This is a genomic window from Streptomyces akebiae (assembly GCF_019599145.1).
Classification (GTDB): Bacteria; Actinomycetota; Actinomycetes; order Streptomycetales; family Streptomycetaceae; genus Streptomyces; species Streptomyces akebiae.
This window is the reverse complement of sequence record NZ_CP080647.1, coordinates 2,209,376-2,223,740: the sequence shown is the minus strand read 5'-3', so window position 1 is coordinate 2,223,740 and position 14,365 is coordinate 2,209,376. Positions and strand designations below refer to the sequence as shown.

Sequence of the window (14,365 nt, the reverse complement as noted above, 5' to 3'; positions counted from 1 at the left end):
TCTGAATGACCCAAGCAACGGCACCGGCGGCGAGTTCACCCTCGTCGCCGGCCCCGCCGGCCGCCCAGAAGGACGGGCGCACCGTACAGCGCTCGCTCGGGCGCCGGCTGCTGGCCCGCCCCGAGGTCGGCGCGCTCATAGCCGCGATCGGCGTGTACGCCTTCTTCTTCTCGGTGGCCCCGTCCTTCCGTGAGGCCAGTTCGCTGGCGACCGTGCTCTACCAGGCCTCCGTCATGGGCATCATGGCGATCCCGGTGGCCCTGCTGATGATCGGCGGCGAGTTCGACCTGTCCGCCGGTGTCGCGGTCACCACCTCCGCGCTGACCGCCGCGATCATCAGCTTCCAGCTGACGGTGAACGTGTGGACCGGTGTCTTCGTCGCGCTGATCATGTCGTTGGCGGTGGGAGCGTTCAACGGCTGGCTGCTGATCAAGACCGGGCTGCCCAGCTTCCTCGTCACGCTCGGGTCGTTCCTGATCCTCCAGGGCTCGAACCTGGCGGTGACCAAGATCTTCACCGGCAACGTCGCCAGCGACTCCATCAGCGACATGGACGGCTTCGACCAGGCCAAGAGCGTCTTCGCCTCGGAGATCGGCATCGGCGGCGTCGACGTCAAGATCACGGTCTTCTACTGGCTGGCGTTCGCGGCGATCGCGACCTGGCTGCTGCTGCGCACCAAGTTCGGCAACTGGATCTTCGCCGTCGGCGGCAACAAGGACAGCGCGCGGGCCGTCGGCGTGCCCGTGAACTTCACGAAGATCGCCCTGTTCATGGGTGTCGGCGCGGGAGCCTGGTTCGTCGGCATGCACCTGCTGTTCTCGTTCAACACGGTGCAGTCCGGTGAGGGCGTGGGCAACGAGTTCCTGTACATCATCGCCGCGGTGATCGGCGGCTGTCTGCTGACCGGCGGCTACGGCTCGGCGGTCGGACCGGTGATCGGTGCCTTCATCTTCGGCATGGTCTCCCAGGGCATCGTCTACGCCAACTGGAACCCCGACTGGTTCAAGGCCTTCCTCGGCGTGATGCTCCTGATCGCCGCCCTCGTCAACTTGTGGGTCCGCAGCCAGGCGACCCGGAGGTGAACCACCCCATGACCAACACCAACGGATCAGCGGCCAGCGGTGCGCCCGCGAAAGACACCGCGGAGGACACCGTCCGGGACGCGGCGGCGCCCGGTCGGGACCAGCCGATCGTCGAACTGCGCGACGCGGGCAAGTCCTACGGCAACATCCGCGCGCTGCACGGGGTGAACCTCACCGTCCACCCCGGCAAGGTCACCTGCGTGCTCGGCGACAACGGCGCCGGCAAGTCCACCCTCATCAAAATCATCTCCGGGCTGCACCAGCACACCGAGGGCGAGTTCGTCGTCGACGGCGAGCCGGTGCGCTTCTCCACCCCGCGCGAGGCCCTGGACGCCGGTATCGCCACCGTCTACCAGGACCTGGCGACCGTGCCCCTGATGCCGGTGTGGCGCAACTTCTTCCTCGGCTCGGAGATGACCAAGGGCCCCTGGCCCGTGCGTCGCCTCGACATCGAGAAGATGAAGAAGACCGCGGACGAGGAACTGCGGAACATGGGCATCGTCCTGGACGACCTCGACCAGCCCATCGGCACCCTCTCCGGCGGCCAGCGCCAGTGCGTCGCCATCGCCCGCGCCGTCTACTTCGGCGCCCGCGTGCTGATCCTGGACGAGCCCACCGCCGCCCTCGGCGTGAAGCAGTCCGGCGTGGTGCTGAAGTACATCGCCGCCGCCCGCGACCGGGGCCTGGGCGTCATCTTCATCACCCACAACCCCCACCACGCCTACATGGTCGGCGACCACTTCAGCGTCCTGCGTCTGGGCACCCTCGAACTGAGTGCCGCCCGCGACCAGGTCAGCCTCGAAGAACTCACCAACCACATGGCCGGCGGCACCGAACTCGCCGCCCTCAAGCACGAACTGGCCCAGGTACGCGGAGTCGACGTCGAGGAACTGCCCGAAGAGGACGACCTCACCGTACCCGTGGTCTCCTCGAAGGACGGGGCGGCCTGACCCCGGCCGCTCCTCGTGAGCGACCGCGCGGCCGACGACACGGCGAGGGCGCTTCGCACGGAGGCCCTCGCCGGTCGGCGAACGACTTCCCGCCGGTCAGCGTACTTGGCTGGCGATCGCCTTGCTGTTCGGTTACCGGGCCGTCACTATGAGGTGTGCCGCCCGGAGCCGTACGCCCGAGGAGACGCCTATGGACAGGTACGAGCAGCCCTTCGCCACGAGCGTCGTCAGGGATTTGCACGACACCTCGCTGGATGACGTGCCCGAGTCCGCTCAGGACTCGGTCATGGCAAGGATGCTCGCAGGTGGCGGAGAGCCGGTGGCCGCCTTCCAGTCGTCGCTCTGACCGGCCTGGCCGGAACGACGAGGGATCGTCCCGGTGACGATGGCGGCGCGGCCCTTCCGCCAGTTTGTGATCAAGGTGCACAGCCGGTGCGATCTGGCCTGTGACCACTGCTACGTCTACCAGCACGCCGACCAGAGCTGGCGCGGGCGGCCGGTGACGATGTCCGAGGAAACGTTCCGTCATGCGGCCGGGCGGATCGCCGAACACGCGGCCGCACACCGACTCACCCGCGTGCACGTCGTGCTGCACGGCGGTGAGCCCCTGCTCGCCGGGCGGGAACGCCTGAGAGGCTTCGCCCGCTCACTCCGCTCGGCGCTCAGCGGCGTGGCCGAACTCGACCTGCGCATGCAGACCAACGGCCTCCGCCTGGACGACGAGTTCTGCGCGATGCTCGTCGACGAGTCCATCGTCACCAGCATCTCGCTCGACGGCGACGAGGCGTCCAACGACCGCCACCGGATCAGACGGGACGGCTCCGGCTCCTACCACGACGTGGTCCGCGCGGTACGTCTCCTCGGCTCACCGCCCCACCGCGCCGCCTTCGGCGGGCTGCTCTGCACGATCGACGTCGAGAACGACCCGGTGGAGGTGTACCGGGCGCTGGCCGAACTCCGCCCGCCGGCCGTCGACTTCCTGCTGCCGCACGCCACGTGGGAGTTCCCGCCACCCCGCCCCGGCGGGGAGACCGACTACGCGGACTGGCTGATCGCCGTGCACAAGCAGTGGACGGCCGACGGCATGCCGATGCGCATCCGGATGTTCGAGTCCATCAGCCGGCTGACCCGAGGCCGTGGCAGCCTCACCGAGGCGCTGGGGCTGGGCAGTTCGGACCTGCTCGTGGTCGAGACCGACGGCGCCCTCGAACAGGCGGACTGGCTGAAGACGGCCTATCCGGGAGCCCCGGCGACCGGCATGCACCTGGCCACCCACCGTCTGGAGGAGGCCGCCGAGCACCGGGGCATCCAGGCCCGCCGCGCCGGACTGGACGGGCTGAGCGCGCAGTGCCGCGCCTGCCCCGTCGTGTCGGTCTGCGGCGGCGGCCTCTACGGGCACCGCCACCGCTCCTCCAACGGGTTCGACAACCCCTCCGTCTACTGCGCCGACCTGCTGAAAATCATCGAGTACGTGCAGACCACGGAGCGCGACGACGCCGACGTCCGCCACGGCTGGCACGGTCTGTCCTGGACCCACTTCGACGAACTGGCCGCCGGATACGGCGGCGCGGCGGCCGTCCGCTCCCTGGCCGCGGCACAGAACAGCCAGCGCAGGGCGCTGCTGGCGGCGGCACGGCGCGCGGACACCCAGGGGACGGGGCTGACCGCCGGGCTGAGGCCGATGTCGGTGGGCGCGGGGGCGGGGACGAGCGCGGGCGCGAGCGCCGGCGCGGTCGTGGGGACGGCTCCGGGAACGGGCGGGCCGGCGGACTCGGGACCCGGCTGGGACGCGATCCTGGCCCTGCCCGCCGCCGCGCTGGACGTCCTGCTGGCCGACCCGTACCTCCGTGTGTGGGCCCTCGCGTGCGGGCAGCCGGTGCGACGCCGGGCCGAGGGCCGCCCGGCCGAGGGCCGCCCGGCCGAGGGCCGCCCGGCCGAGGGCCGCCCGGCCGAGGCCGCGCTGTCGGCCGTCGCACGGGCCGGTGGCCGGCTGACCCTGTCCGTCCCGCTGCGGCACGAGCCCGAGGGGCCGGCGATCCATCTCCCCGGCCTGGGGCGGCTGTCGCTGCGCGCCGACGGCCGCGACCGACGCGCAGGGACGGTCACCGTGACGGCCGCCGACACCGCGCTCACCGTCGAAGGGCGGACCCTGGGCCAGGAGTCGCCCCCCGACGGCATGCGCTGGCAGCCATTGCGCCACCTGTCCGCCGACGGACTGGAAGTGGCCCTGGACGACCTGGACCCCTCCCGCGACTGCTACGGATACAAGCCCCTGCCCCGCCTGTCCGAGGCCGAATTCCGACGGTGGGAGGCGATGTTCGGGGAGGCCTGGCAGCTGATCAGGACCGAGTACGCCGAGTACGCGCAGGGGATCGCCGCCGGCCTGACCACGGTGACCCCGCTCGTGCCCGCGGCGTCCGGCGACGACGTCAGCGCCACCTCCCGGCACGCCTTCGGGGCGGTCGGCATCGCGCTGCCCCGCTCGGCCGAGGATCTGGCCATGCTGATCGTCCACGAGTACCAGCACGTCAAGCTGGGCGCCATGCTCGACATGTTCGACCTGCTCGACGGCCTCGACGACCGCCGCTACCGCGTGCTGTGGCGCCCCGACGCCAGGCCTCTCGACGCCATCGTGCAGGGCGCGTACGCCCACCTCGCGGTCGCCGACATCTGGCGGCTCAGGGTCCGCCGCGGTGCGGCCGGTGTCGGCCCGGCCCTGTACGAACGCTCCCGCACCGAGGCGGACAGATGGCGCACGGCCGTACTGGACGCCCTCGACACGGTGGCCGGAACCGGCTCCCTGACCGCCCTGGGACACCGGTTCGTGCGCGGGCTGCGGGGCGAGGCGGAGACCCTGGGGGGAGTGGCCGAAACCGGCCCGATCGCGGTCTGATACCGGATCAATTCCCGTTCACCGTAACGGTGTCCGATACAACTTGAGCCGGCAGACCCCTGGCACCCACGGCGGTCTTCGCGTTCCAATGGACCCTGGAGAAGAATCAGCGGTGATGCTCGGGGCGGGGAGACCCGAGGTGGGCGACGGGGGAGGGAAAGGCGAGTCCATGGTTCATCCGGCTTCTCAGGCGGCACCGGCGTCGGTTTCCTCCGACCCGTACGTATTCTTCATGAGTTACGCACGGTTGCCGGTGGGTGCGAGGGCGAAGAAGGATCCGTCTACTGTGGCGCTGGAGCAGTTTCACACCCATTTATGCAGCGACATCATGCAGTTGACTGATCACGACGGCGTGGAATCGCCCGGATTCCTCGACCAGAGCATCGATCTGGGTGAGAACTGGCAGAGCAGACTCGAACACGCTCTGGCCACCTGCCGGGTCTTCGTGCCCGTCTACACCAGCCGGTACTTCACGAGGGAATGGTGCGGAAAGGAATGGGACGCCTTCGCACGACGTCAGGAGGAACAGCTTCGGACCCGGCCGTACACGGGCAACGCGATCATCCCCGTCCTCTGGGTGGGACAGCAGCATCTGACTCTGCCGCCCGTGGCGAAGAAAGTGCAGTTCGCTCGGCACGACCTGGGTGAGGACTACCTTGAGTCGGGCTTCTACGGATTGAAGAAGGCGGGCCGCCACGCCAGGTACCGCAGCTCTGTGTGGGCGCTCGCTCAGAGGATCGTAAAAGTGGCTCAGCAGACCAGCCTTGAACCGTGCGACGTGGAGCTGTTCAAAGACCTCCGGAACGTCTTCGAGGGGGAGTAGCGGGATGCCGATGTTCTTCATGAGCTATGCGCGGGTTCCTGTTCCCCGACACCGGGACGCCGCACAGGATCCCAATCGTCTGGTCTTCCGGTTCTTCGACGAACTGTGCGCCAAGGTGGCGCGCCGCGCGAGGGTGACGAAGGAGGAGGCGGGCTTCGTCGAACGGCCGGGAACGCCGGGGGAGTTGTCGGTCAGGGCGCTTCTCGACTGCCAGGTCTTCGTTCCGCTGTACTCCAAGCGGTACTTCAGCAATCCCCAGTGCGGCCGGCAGTGGACCGCGGTCACCCAGGGTGCGCACGAGAACCGGCCGAGCATCGTCCCGGTGCTGTGGACGCCGTACTCGCCCACGTCGCTCCCGAAGAAGGTCAAGGAGCAGTACCCGGAGGTGCCGGACGGCATCGGTGAGGCCGCCGAGAACTACGCGTCCATGGGACTGCACCGGCTGCTCGACCAGGTGCTGGACCTGTCCGAACGCCCGGACCCGGAGGACGAGGGCGCGGCGGACCGATTCTCCGCCCAGGTCGCCCAGGTGACCGACTGGCTGGCCCAGCGCATCGTCGACCTGGCGGCCGCGGATCCCGGGCGGGCGCGGACCATGGGCGGCGACGGAAGGGCGCCGCGGCCGGAGACGCTCGCGGGGCTGGACGACGCCTTCGCCGACCCGCCCTACGCCTCCCCGCTGCACATCACCGTGCTCGCCCCGACCGAGGAGGGGTTACCCGTCGGGCGCGACAGCGCCCGCTACGGACCGCAGGTGGACGACTGGCGCCCGTACGGCAGGGCGGTGGGCCCGCTGGTCGAGCTGATGGAGGCGCTGGCCCGCAATCTCGGCTTCGAGCCCACCGTGAAGCCCTTCGACAAGTTCCAGACGGAGCTGAGGGACAGCGAACTCCCCACCGCCCCATGGATCCTGGTGGTGGATCCCTGGGCGCTGGAGAACTCCCAAATGGCGCGCCAGGCAAAGGAGTTCGACCGGGCCCGGCGGCCGTGGACGGCGGTGCTGAGTACTCTGGCGGGGGACGATCTGCAGACGAAGGAACAGTCCGACCGACTGCGCGGACTGCTGGCGGCGAACTTTCCCCGGTTCATCAGCGAGGGCCGGGTGGGCGAGCAGGAAGCGGTACGCGGGCTGGCCGGGGCGGATGTCTTCACCCGGTGGTTCAGCGAACTGGCTGAGGCGACCAAGATCCGCTACTTGCGGTACATTCACTCGCAATTGCCCCGGAGCGGCACGGGTGTCCGGGGCGTCCCGGATTCCGGTGCGGACCTGCCCCGACGGCCCGACACCGGCCGGGGCAACGGGGCATCGAGCGACGGCAGTCGCGTGGAGGGCAGGCCATGACCGGCGAGGACGCGCGCAGGATCATCACGTTCTACTCGTACAAGGGTGGTACGGGACGGACGATGGCGCTCGCCAACACGGCCTGGATCCTCGCCTCCGCGGGCAACCGCGTCCTGGTGGTCGACTGGGATCTCGACGCCCCCGGTCTGGACCGCTTCCTGCACCCCTTCCTGAGCGAGAGCCAGCTGCGGACCACCCCGGGTGTGCTCGAACTGGTCAGCCGTTCCACGCAGTTCGCGAGCTCGATGCAGAGCAGGGGTGACACCCTTCCCCAGTTCGAACTGGGTTCCGACTATGCGGGCGGGTCCGACGCGGAGGCGGCCGACGGGATCACCCTCAACAGCTGCCTCATCCAGGTCGACTGGAACTTCCCCTCGGGCGGTCAGCTCTACTACCTGCCGGCGGGCACCAAGAACAAGGGCTATCTCTCGGCGTTCTCCCAGTTCGACTGGAAGGACTTCATGGACGGGCCCCTCGCCACCAGATTCCTCGAAGGGCTCAAGCGCGAGTTCGTCGAGAACTTCGACTACGTCCTCATCGACAGCCGCACCGGGCTCAACGACATCTCCGACATCTGCACGGTCAATCTGCCGCACACCGTGGTCACCTGCTTCACTCCCAGCAGCCAGAGCATCGAGGGCGCCGCCGGGGTCGCCGAGCGCATCGACGGGATGCTGTACGGCAACCGGGACATCCGGATCCTCCCCGTGCCCATGCGGGTGGAGAACGCCGAGGCCGACCGGCTCGACGCCGCCCGGGGACAGATCCAGTACCGCTTCGACCGCATCGTGCGCAAACACATCCCCGACCGGGACCCGGAGAGCTACTGGGGCAGTGTGGAGATCCCCTACCGGCCGATCTACTCCTACGAGGAGACGCTCGCCCCGTTCCGGGAGAAGCCGGGGGACCCCAAGAGCCTGCTCGCGGCCTACGAGAGACTCACCGAGGTCATCACGGACGGCCAGGTCGACTCGATGCCCCGCATCGACGAGCCGCTGCGTCACAAGACCCTCGACCGGTACACCCGCCACCGCCCGCCGCGGATCTCCGACGTGTACATCAGCTTCGTCCCGCAGGACCGCAGTTGGGCCAACTGGGCGGGCGCGGTGCTGGGGCAGGCGGGCTTCAAGGTCCACCTGGCGCAGGAAGGCACCACGGAGAGCTCGCAGGTGCGGGACGAGATCGAACGGGGCGTCGAGTCGGCCTCGCACACCCTGGTCATCTTCTCCGAGGCCTACCTCAGGTCGTCCCGTTTCCGCACCACCTGGGAGGCGGTCTACGCGGAGAGCGACCGGCGCGCGCACCAACTGGTCTCGATGCAGGTCGACGACCAGGTGTCCCTGGAGGCACCCTTCACGGAACAGCTCGCCGACATGACGGGCTGCGAGGACGGTGAAGCGGGCCGGGACGCCCTGCTGACCTGGTTCGGCCGCAGCGCCGACTCCCTGTCACGCAGCCATTTCACCGCCGACGAGCCGAAACTGCCCCGCTTCCCGAAGACCGAGCCCTCGGTCTTCGGCGTCCCGCTGCGCACGTCGTCCTTCACGGGCCGTACGGAGATCCTGGAGAGCATCCGGGAGAAGCTCTGGAAGGGCGACACCCGGGCCCTGGTGCTGAAGGGCATGGGCGGGGTGGGAAAGACCCTGCTGGCCCAGGAGTTCGCCCACCGCTACAAGAGCGACTACGACGTCATCTGGCACATCCGGGCCGAGCAGAAGATCCTGGCCGTCGACCGGTACGCGGACATGGCCCAGGAACTGGGCCTGCCCGCGCGCACCAACTCCACCGACACGGCCAAGATGGTGTACGAGGCCCTCAACCACGGTGACCAGTACGACAGTTGGCTGCTGATCCTGGACAACGTCCCGGAGGCGGACCACCTGCCCGAGTACATGATGGACGGCCGGCGGGGTCACGTCCTGGTCACCAGTCAGCGGGCCGAGGGCTGGGGACGCTACGTGGACACCGTGGACATCCCGGTGTTCGAGCGGAACGAGAGCATCGCCCACCTGCACAGTCGGCTGCCCGACTGCGGCTGGACGGAGGCCGACCAGATCGCGGAGGCCCTGGGCGACCTGCCGATCGCGATCGAACGGGCCGCGGCCTTCATCGAGCAGACCCGGGCCGACGTACGCGACTACATCAAGAAGCTCCAGCCGCAGGCCACCGGAGCCCCCGACGACAAATCGGTGGGCGCGGTCGTCAAGTCCGGTACGAACACCTGGGAGTTCGGCCTCCGCAAACTGCGGGAGAGCTTCCCGCCGGCGGTGAAGCTGCTGCAGATCTGCTCGTACTACAGCCCCGAGGAGATCTCCATGGATCTCCTGGAGGGCTACGAGGTCTCCCGCGCACTCGGCGGGGTGCGCACGGTCTCCCGTGCCTACAAGGAACTCAGCAAGTTCTCCCTGGTCACGCTGGACCGTAAGGCCCGTAGCGTGACGGTGCACCGCATGATGCAGAGCGCGATGCGGGAGGAGATGACCGCCGAGGAGCGGGAAGCGGCTCAGGAGGCCGTCTACCGCTCGCTGATCGCCGCCCGGCCGAGCGGAGACGACCCGGAGAACCCCAACACCTGGGAGAAGTACCGCATCATCTGGCCGCACCTCGGTACTCCCTGGGCGGAGATGGCCCCTGACGAGGGCATCAAGGAACTCTATGTGGACCGGGTCCGTCAGCTGCGCCGCCGGGGTGAGCTGAGCCAGGCCATGGACTACAGCCTGCGGCGCGTGGCTGCCTGGTCCGCGGAGGAGTCGCCCGACGAACGCTGGACGCTGCACATGCGCTTCCAGATCGCCAACATCCTGCGCGCCCAGGGCAAGTACGAGGAGTCCCTCGCCCTCGACCAGGAGGTCCTGAAGCGGCAGAAGGAGGTGCTGGACGACGTCGACGACCAGCACATCCTGATGACCACCAGCAGCATCGCCGCCGACCTGCGCGGTCTGGGCCGGCTGACCGAGGCCCTGCGGTACGACGAGGAGACCTACCGCAGATACGACCAGAACTACGGCGAGGACAACGCGCGCACGCTCAGCGCGGCCAACAACCTCGCCGTCGCCCTGAGGCTCTCCGGCAACTACTACCGCGCCCGCGACGTCGACCGCAGAACCCTGGAACTCCGCGAGGCGATCCAGCTCCACGATCATCCCCTGACCATCGAGTCGGCGGTGAACCTCGGCCGTGACCTGCGTGACTGCGGTGACTACGACGAATCGGTCGCACTGCTGAGGCGCGCCTACGAGCGCTGTCTGCGCAATCCCCGTCTCACCCAGGGCTCACCTACCGTGCTGAACACGGCCAAGGGGCTGGCCGGTTCCCTGCGCAGGGCCGGCCGGGCGGCGGAGGCCGAGGAACTCGTACGGCATGTGCTCAGAAGCACACCGGACGGCGAGAAGTCGACGTCGGAGGAGCTGCTGCTGGAGATGAGCCTGGCCGGAGACATGGCCGCCCAGGGCCGGGTCGACGAAGGACTCGATCTGATCCGCAGGGTCCAGGACGACCTGAGGGACAAGCTGGGGGAAGGGCACTCCCACACGGTGGCGTGCTCGGTCAACCACGCGGTTCTGCTCCTCCACGACATCGGGTCCGTCCACCCGGAAGCCGCGGGCGAGGCACAGCAGTTGCTGCGCAGGGCCCAGGCCAGGTTCACCGAACTCAACGGCGATCAGCACCCGTTCGCGCTCATCTGCCACGCGAACCTGGCCGTCGCGGAGGCGGCGCTCGGCCACTGGGAGGAGGCCCGCAGGATCAGCACCGGGTCGTACGAACTGCTCAAGGAGGTTCTCGACCCGCTGCACCCGTCGACACTGACCTCCGCCGGGAACCTCGCCGTCGCCCTCAGTCATCTGGGCCGGGCCGACGAGGCCCGCACCACGCACCACGACGCGCTGGCCGCGCTGAACAAGCGCATCGGCAGGGACCATCCCCGGGTGCTGGCCCTGAAGGCCTGGAAACTCAGCTGTCTCGACCTGGAGCCGCACCCGATCTGATCCGGAGGCGTGCCGCGAGGCGGACGGCAGTCGTCGGACAGGACCTAGGAGGGCCCGGCCTTGTCCCGGGCCCAGGCCAGCACCTGGGGCAGAGCGGGCAGCGCCGCGAAGTGCGCCGCGGAGGGCTGCAGCTTGGGCGTGGCCGAGGGGATCTTCTTGGCCAGCCAGTGGAAATGGGCGACGGGGGCGAAGACGTCGTGTTCGCCGTGCCACAGCATCACGGGCACGGAACGGTCGATGTCCTTGAGGTCGAAGCCCCAGGGCCGCTGGAACGCGACCAGGTCGTCCACCCAGCCCATCGGCGCGCGGGGGTCGACAGCCTCGCCCTCGCCCACCGCCGACAGATAGTTCCTGAGGAGGGCTTGGCGGATCCCGGCGTCCTCGACGATCACCCGGTCCACGCTCGGCATCTCGCCGCGGAGGGACGCGAGGAACACGGTGGGGTCGCGCCGGATGGTCTCGGCGTTGCGGGCCAGCAGCGCACCCAGCTCGGTCACATCGGGTGCGTGGCGCCGCAGCAGCTCGTAGGTCGACACGTTGGACTCGGACATGTCCTTGTGCCACTCGGGCCAGTCGAGTCCGTCGGTGGCGGCGTCGCCCGGGCTGTCGTCCTCGCTGTCGGGTTTCGGCGGAGCGAGCGAGACCAACGCGGCGACACTCGCCACCTGGCTGCCGAAGTTCCGTGCCGCACAGGCCAGGGCGTGGGGAGCGCCGCCCGATCTGCCCACCACCGAGTACTTCTTGAGATCCAGGTCCTCGGCGATGGCGGCGACGTCCTCGGCGGCGTCGACCACCCTGCGACGCTCGTGACGGTCGGAACCGCCGTACCCCGGCCGGTCGTAGGCGATGAGGCGCACTCCGAGCTTGTGCAGGTCGAAGGTGCGCAGTCGGGGCCCGAGTCGGCTTCCGGGAGTTCCGTGCAGCAGAAACACCGGGTGTGCGTCCGGATCGCCCCAGGTCTCGTAGGCGATCGTCCGTCCGCCGGACGGCGTCTTCACTGTCTTAACCACCCGATGCCCTCCCGTGCCAGCGGCTGTGGAGTGAAGCGCGGGACCTCCCAGCATTACGCATGGGAAGCCCCGCTCCTAGTAGCTGCTCAGCCGTTCTGGCTTTATGTGGCAAGAATTGGGTAAACGTGGGCCGCTCGGCTGTTCACGGCCCAAGGTAGTGCACCGGGGCACGGGTCGCCGGACGAGGGCGGAATTCGTGGTGCCCGAGTTGGTCATGGAGTATGCCGCCTCACCGTGCTCCCCGGGCCGTTTCCGCCCCTGCGCGATGCCCGGCACCTGGGGGTAGGCGCGACCACCCGTAGGGAGCAGTACGGACGCTGAGGTTCCGGGAAGTGGTGTGTCTCACGCCCCGGCGGCGGGCTCGGGCCGGTGCACACCGCGGGGCCGATAGCCCAGGGCGTCGGAGCGGCCCAGCAGATCGGCCAGCAGCCAGACGATGGCCAACCACATCTCGGTCCCCTGCAGCCCCGGTTCAGGGCCCGGTCCCGCCGTACCCGGTCCGAACCCGAACCCCCTGCCGTCCTGCCAGCGTGCCAGGACGGCGGTGAGTCGCTGTTCGGCCCAGCCGCGGATCTCGGCCGACCGGTAGCCGCCCTCGCCTCCGCCCCCGATGCCCGACTGCCGTGCGCACAGCCACAACGGATGGGCGACGTCGAGGACGTTGCAGGCGTTCTCCCGGCCCGCACCGAAGTAGCGCGTGTCACGGGCATGGTCCAGCACCGCGTCCACGACCCGTTCCGGATGCGGGACGGGTACCCCGAACTGTGCGAAGGAACCCCGGGTGAGCCGGTAGTAGCCGTTGACCACCTGCAGGCGGCCGGCGCCGCCGGAAGGGCTGCCCCACATGCCGGTCCAGGGGTCGGCGCGGGTGAGGAGCCAGCCGAAGAGGGCTTCGAGGGTGCCCGGGACGAGGCCGGCGCCGTCCGGGTGCCGGAGGTTCCAGTGGGCCGCCGTGGCCCAGGAGTCGATCCACGCGCCCGCTGTCCACGCCTGGTCCCGCCACGGCAGTCGCTCCAGCCGGGCGACGAGTTGAGGGGCCGTCATGTCGCGGACACCGCGCACCGGTCGGGGGAACGCGGCGCCCAGGAGGTCCAGCGCGTAGCCCACCGACAGGACGTGGTACAGCGCCGGGCCCTCGCCGGTGAAGCGGTCGGCGTCCATGGGGGGCGGTCGCTCGCCGAGTTCGGGTACCAGGCCGGTCTCCGGGTCCTGGAGGGACGTCAGGCGCTCGATGTGTTTCGCCCTGTCCAGTTGGGCGGGGGCGCTCGACAGCAGCAGGTCGGCGATCTCCACGGCGTCGCAGTGGGCCCGTACGGTGGGGGCGACGCCGGGGCGGTCCGTGTACCGGTCGCCGTTCCAGCAGCGGGCGAGGAGGTCGGCGGCCTGGGCGCGCGCGGTGTCGGCGAACCCCGCCAGGACGTCAGGGCCGGTCGCCTCCCGGTCCGCTCCGGCGGTCTCCCGCCTCCGGCCCGCCGGCTCCCGCCGGTCCCGGATCCGGCGGGCCGGATTCCCCGCGGCCACCGTCCACGCCGGTACGTCCTTCGTCACCACGGCGCCCGCGCCGATCACACAGTGGTCGCCGATGGTCACGCCGTCCACGACCACCACATGGGAGCCGATCCAGACGTCGTCGCCGACGGTGATGCCCCGGCTGGTCTGGGGCTGTCGGTGGATCGGGCGGTCGGGGGCCGTGGAGTGGTTGAAGGCGAGGAGGGAGGTGTGGGCGCCGACGCGTACGCCGGTGCCCAGGGAGACGGTGCCGCGGACCACCGTGAAGGGGTTGAGGGTGCAGTCCGTGCCGGTGGTCAGGGTGCCGGTGACATAGGCGTGGGCGGCGATGTACGAATCGTCGCCCAGACGCAGGAGGTCGGGGAGGACCGCCGCCGACTCGGCCACGTAGCAGCGTTCGCCCACCTCGCTGTCTCCGTCGAGCGACCGCTGCCGTTCCCGCTGCGCGGCCCGTTGCTCCTCCGTCGCCTCCTTCTCGAACAGCCAGGGGCAGTGGTCGAAGCGGACCGAGGGGTCGCGGCGGCCCTGGTGTTCGGGGTGTGCGGCGTCGTCGAAGGGCTGCGCGGGCGGCGGCTGTCGGTGATCCATGGGCGCACGCTAGGCAGACCTGAGCCCGGCGAGGAAGAGGGCCCGCCCGCGCGCGGCTGCGGGCTGGCTGAGCCGGGTGGGTGAGCCGGGTGGGTGAGGGAGGACTGCGGGGCGATGCGCGGATCGTCCGGACTGCGGCGGGCGGCTCGTCCTTTTGTCCCTTTAAATGCATTTCTAAGTGC

Annotated in this window: 9 protein-coding genes; 7 read left to right on the top strand and 2 right to left on the bottom strand. The window is 69.7% G+C overall.

The window, feature by feature from the left end:
• The first annotated feature begins 5 nt into the window (after window positions 1–5).
• The 7 genes from K1J60_RS09745 to fxsT all read left to right on the top strand — a co-directional run bounded on the left by K1J60_RS09745 (window position 6) and on the right by fxsT (window position 11,076).
• Window positions 6–1,082 carry an ABC transporter permease gene (locus tag K1J60_RS09745; RefSeq protein WP_220645858.1) on the top strand — a complete coding sequence of 359 codons (1,077 nt, stop codon included), beginning with the start codon at window positions 6–8 and terminating at the stop codon, window positions 1,080–1,082.
• Window positions 1,083–1,090: 8 nt separating this feature from the next.
• The gene (locus K1J60_RS09740) at window positions 1,091–2,032 is read left to right on the top strand and encodes an ATP-binding cassette domain-containing protein (protein ID WP_220645857.1); all 942 of its coding nucleotides are present in this window, start codon (window positions 1,091–1,093) and stop codon (window positions 2,030–2,032) included.
• Between the two features lie 190 nt (window positions 2,033–2,222).
• Window positions 2,223–2,378, top strand: a complete 156-nt coding sequence (fxsA, locus tag K1J60_RS09735) for an FxSxx-COOH cyclophane-containing RiPP peptide (protein ID WP_063774535.1) — start codon at window positions 2,223–2,225, stop codon at window positions 2,376–2,378.
• 33 nt (window positions 2,379–2,411) lie between these two features.
• Window positions 2,412–4,925: an FxsB family cyclophane-forming radical SAM/SPASM peptide maturase gene (locus K1J60_RS09730; RefSeq protein WP_220645856.1), complete on the top strand. Its 2,514-nt coding sequence runs from the start codon at window positions 2,412–2,414 to the stop codon at window positions 4,923–4,925.
• 115 nt (window positions 4,926–5,040) lie between these two features.
• Window positions 5,041–5,748: a TIR-like protein FxsC gene (locus K1J60_RS09725; protein ID WP_259408251.1), complete on the top strand. Its 708-nt coding sequence runs from the start codon at window positions 5,041–5,043 to the stop codon at window positions 5,746–5,748.
• A gap of 4 nt (window positions 5,749–5,752) precedes the next feature.
• Window positions 5,753–7,090, top strand: a complete 1,338-nt coding sequence (fsxC, locus tag K1J60_RS09720; protein ID WP_220645855.1) for an FxsC protein — start codon at window positions 5,753–5,755, stop codon at window positions 7,088–7,090.
• Window positions 7,087–11,076 carry an FxSxx-COOH system tetratricopeptide repeat protein gene (gene fxsT, locus K1J60_RS09715; RefSeq protein ID WP_220645854.1) on the top strand — a complete coding sequence of 1,330 codons (3,990 nt, stop codon included), beginning with the start codon at window positions 7,087–7,089 and terminating at the stop codon, window positions 11,074–11,076. Before fsxC ends, fxsT begins: the two co-directional genes overlap by 4 nt.
• Before the next feature lie 44 nt (window positions 11,077–11,120).
• On the opposite strand, the gene K1J60_RS09710 is transcribed toward fxsT, so the two are convergent.
• Together K1J60_RS09710 and K1J60_RS09705 are read right to left on the bottom strand one after the other, a co-directional pair.
• Complete coding sequence (locus K1J60_RS09710) at window positions 11,121–12,086, bottom strand: alpha/beta fold hydrolase (protein WP_220645853.1); 966 nt, start codon at window positions 12,084–12,086, stop codon at window positions 11,121–11,123.
• A gap of 342 nt (window positions 12,087–12,428) precedes the next feature.
• Window positions 12,429–14,183, bottom strand: a complete 1,755-nt coding sequence (locus tag K1J60_RS09705; RefSeq protein ID WP_220645852.1) for an acyltransferase — start codon at window positions 14,181–14,183, stop codon at window positions 12,429–12,431.
• Between the last annotated feature and the right edge of the window lie 182 nt (window positions 14,184–14,365).

Excerpts from the sequence above, each read along its gene's own strand:
- K1J60_RS09745 (WP_220645858.1), top strand. The coding sequence starts at position 6 with ATGACCCAAGCAACGGCACCGGCGGCGAGTTCACCCTCGTCGCCGGCC.
- fxsA (WP_063774535.1), top strand. The coding sequence starts at position 2,223 with ATGGACAGGTACGAGCAGCCCTTCGCCACGAGCGTCGTCAGGGATTTG.
- fsxC (WP_220645855.1), top strand. The coding sequence starts at position 5,753 with ATGCCGATGTTCTTCATGAGCTATGCGCGGGTTCCTGTTCCCCGACAC.
- fxsT (WP_220645854.1), top strand. The coding sequence starts at position 7,087 with ATGACCGGCGAGGACGCGCGCAGGATCATCACGTTCTACTCGTACAAG.
- K1J60_RS09705 (WP_220645852.1), bottom strand. The coding sequence starts at position 14,183 with ATGGATCACCGACAGCCGCCGCCCGCGCAGCCCTTCGACGACGCCGCA.
- K1J60_RS09740 (WP_220645857.1), top strand. The coding sequence starts at position 1,091 with ATGACCAACACCAACGGATCAGCGGCCAGCGGTGCGCCCGCGAAAGAC.
- K1J60_RS09725 (WP_259408251.1), top strand. The coding sequence starts at position 5,041 with ATGCTCGGGGCGGGGAGACCCGAGGTGGGCGACGGGGGAGGGAAAGGC.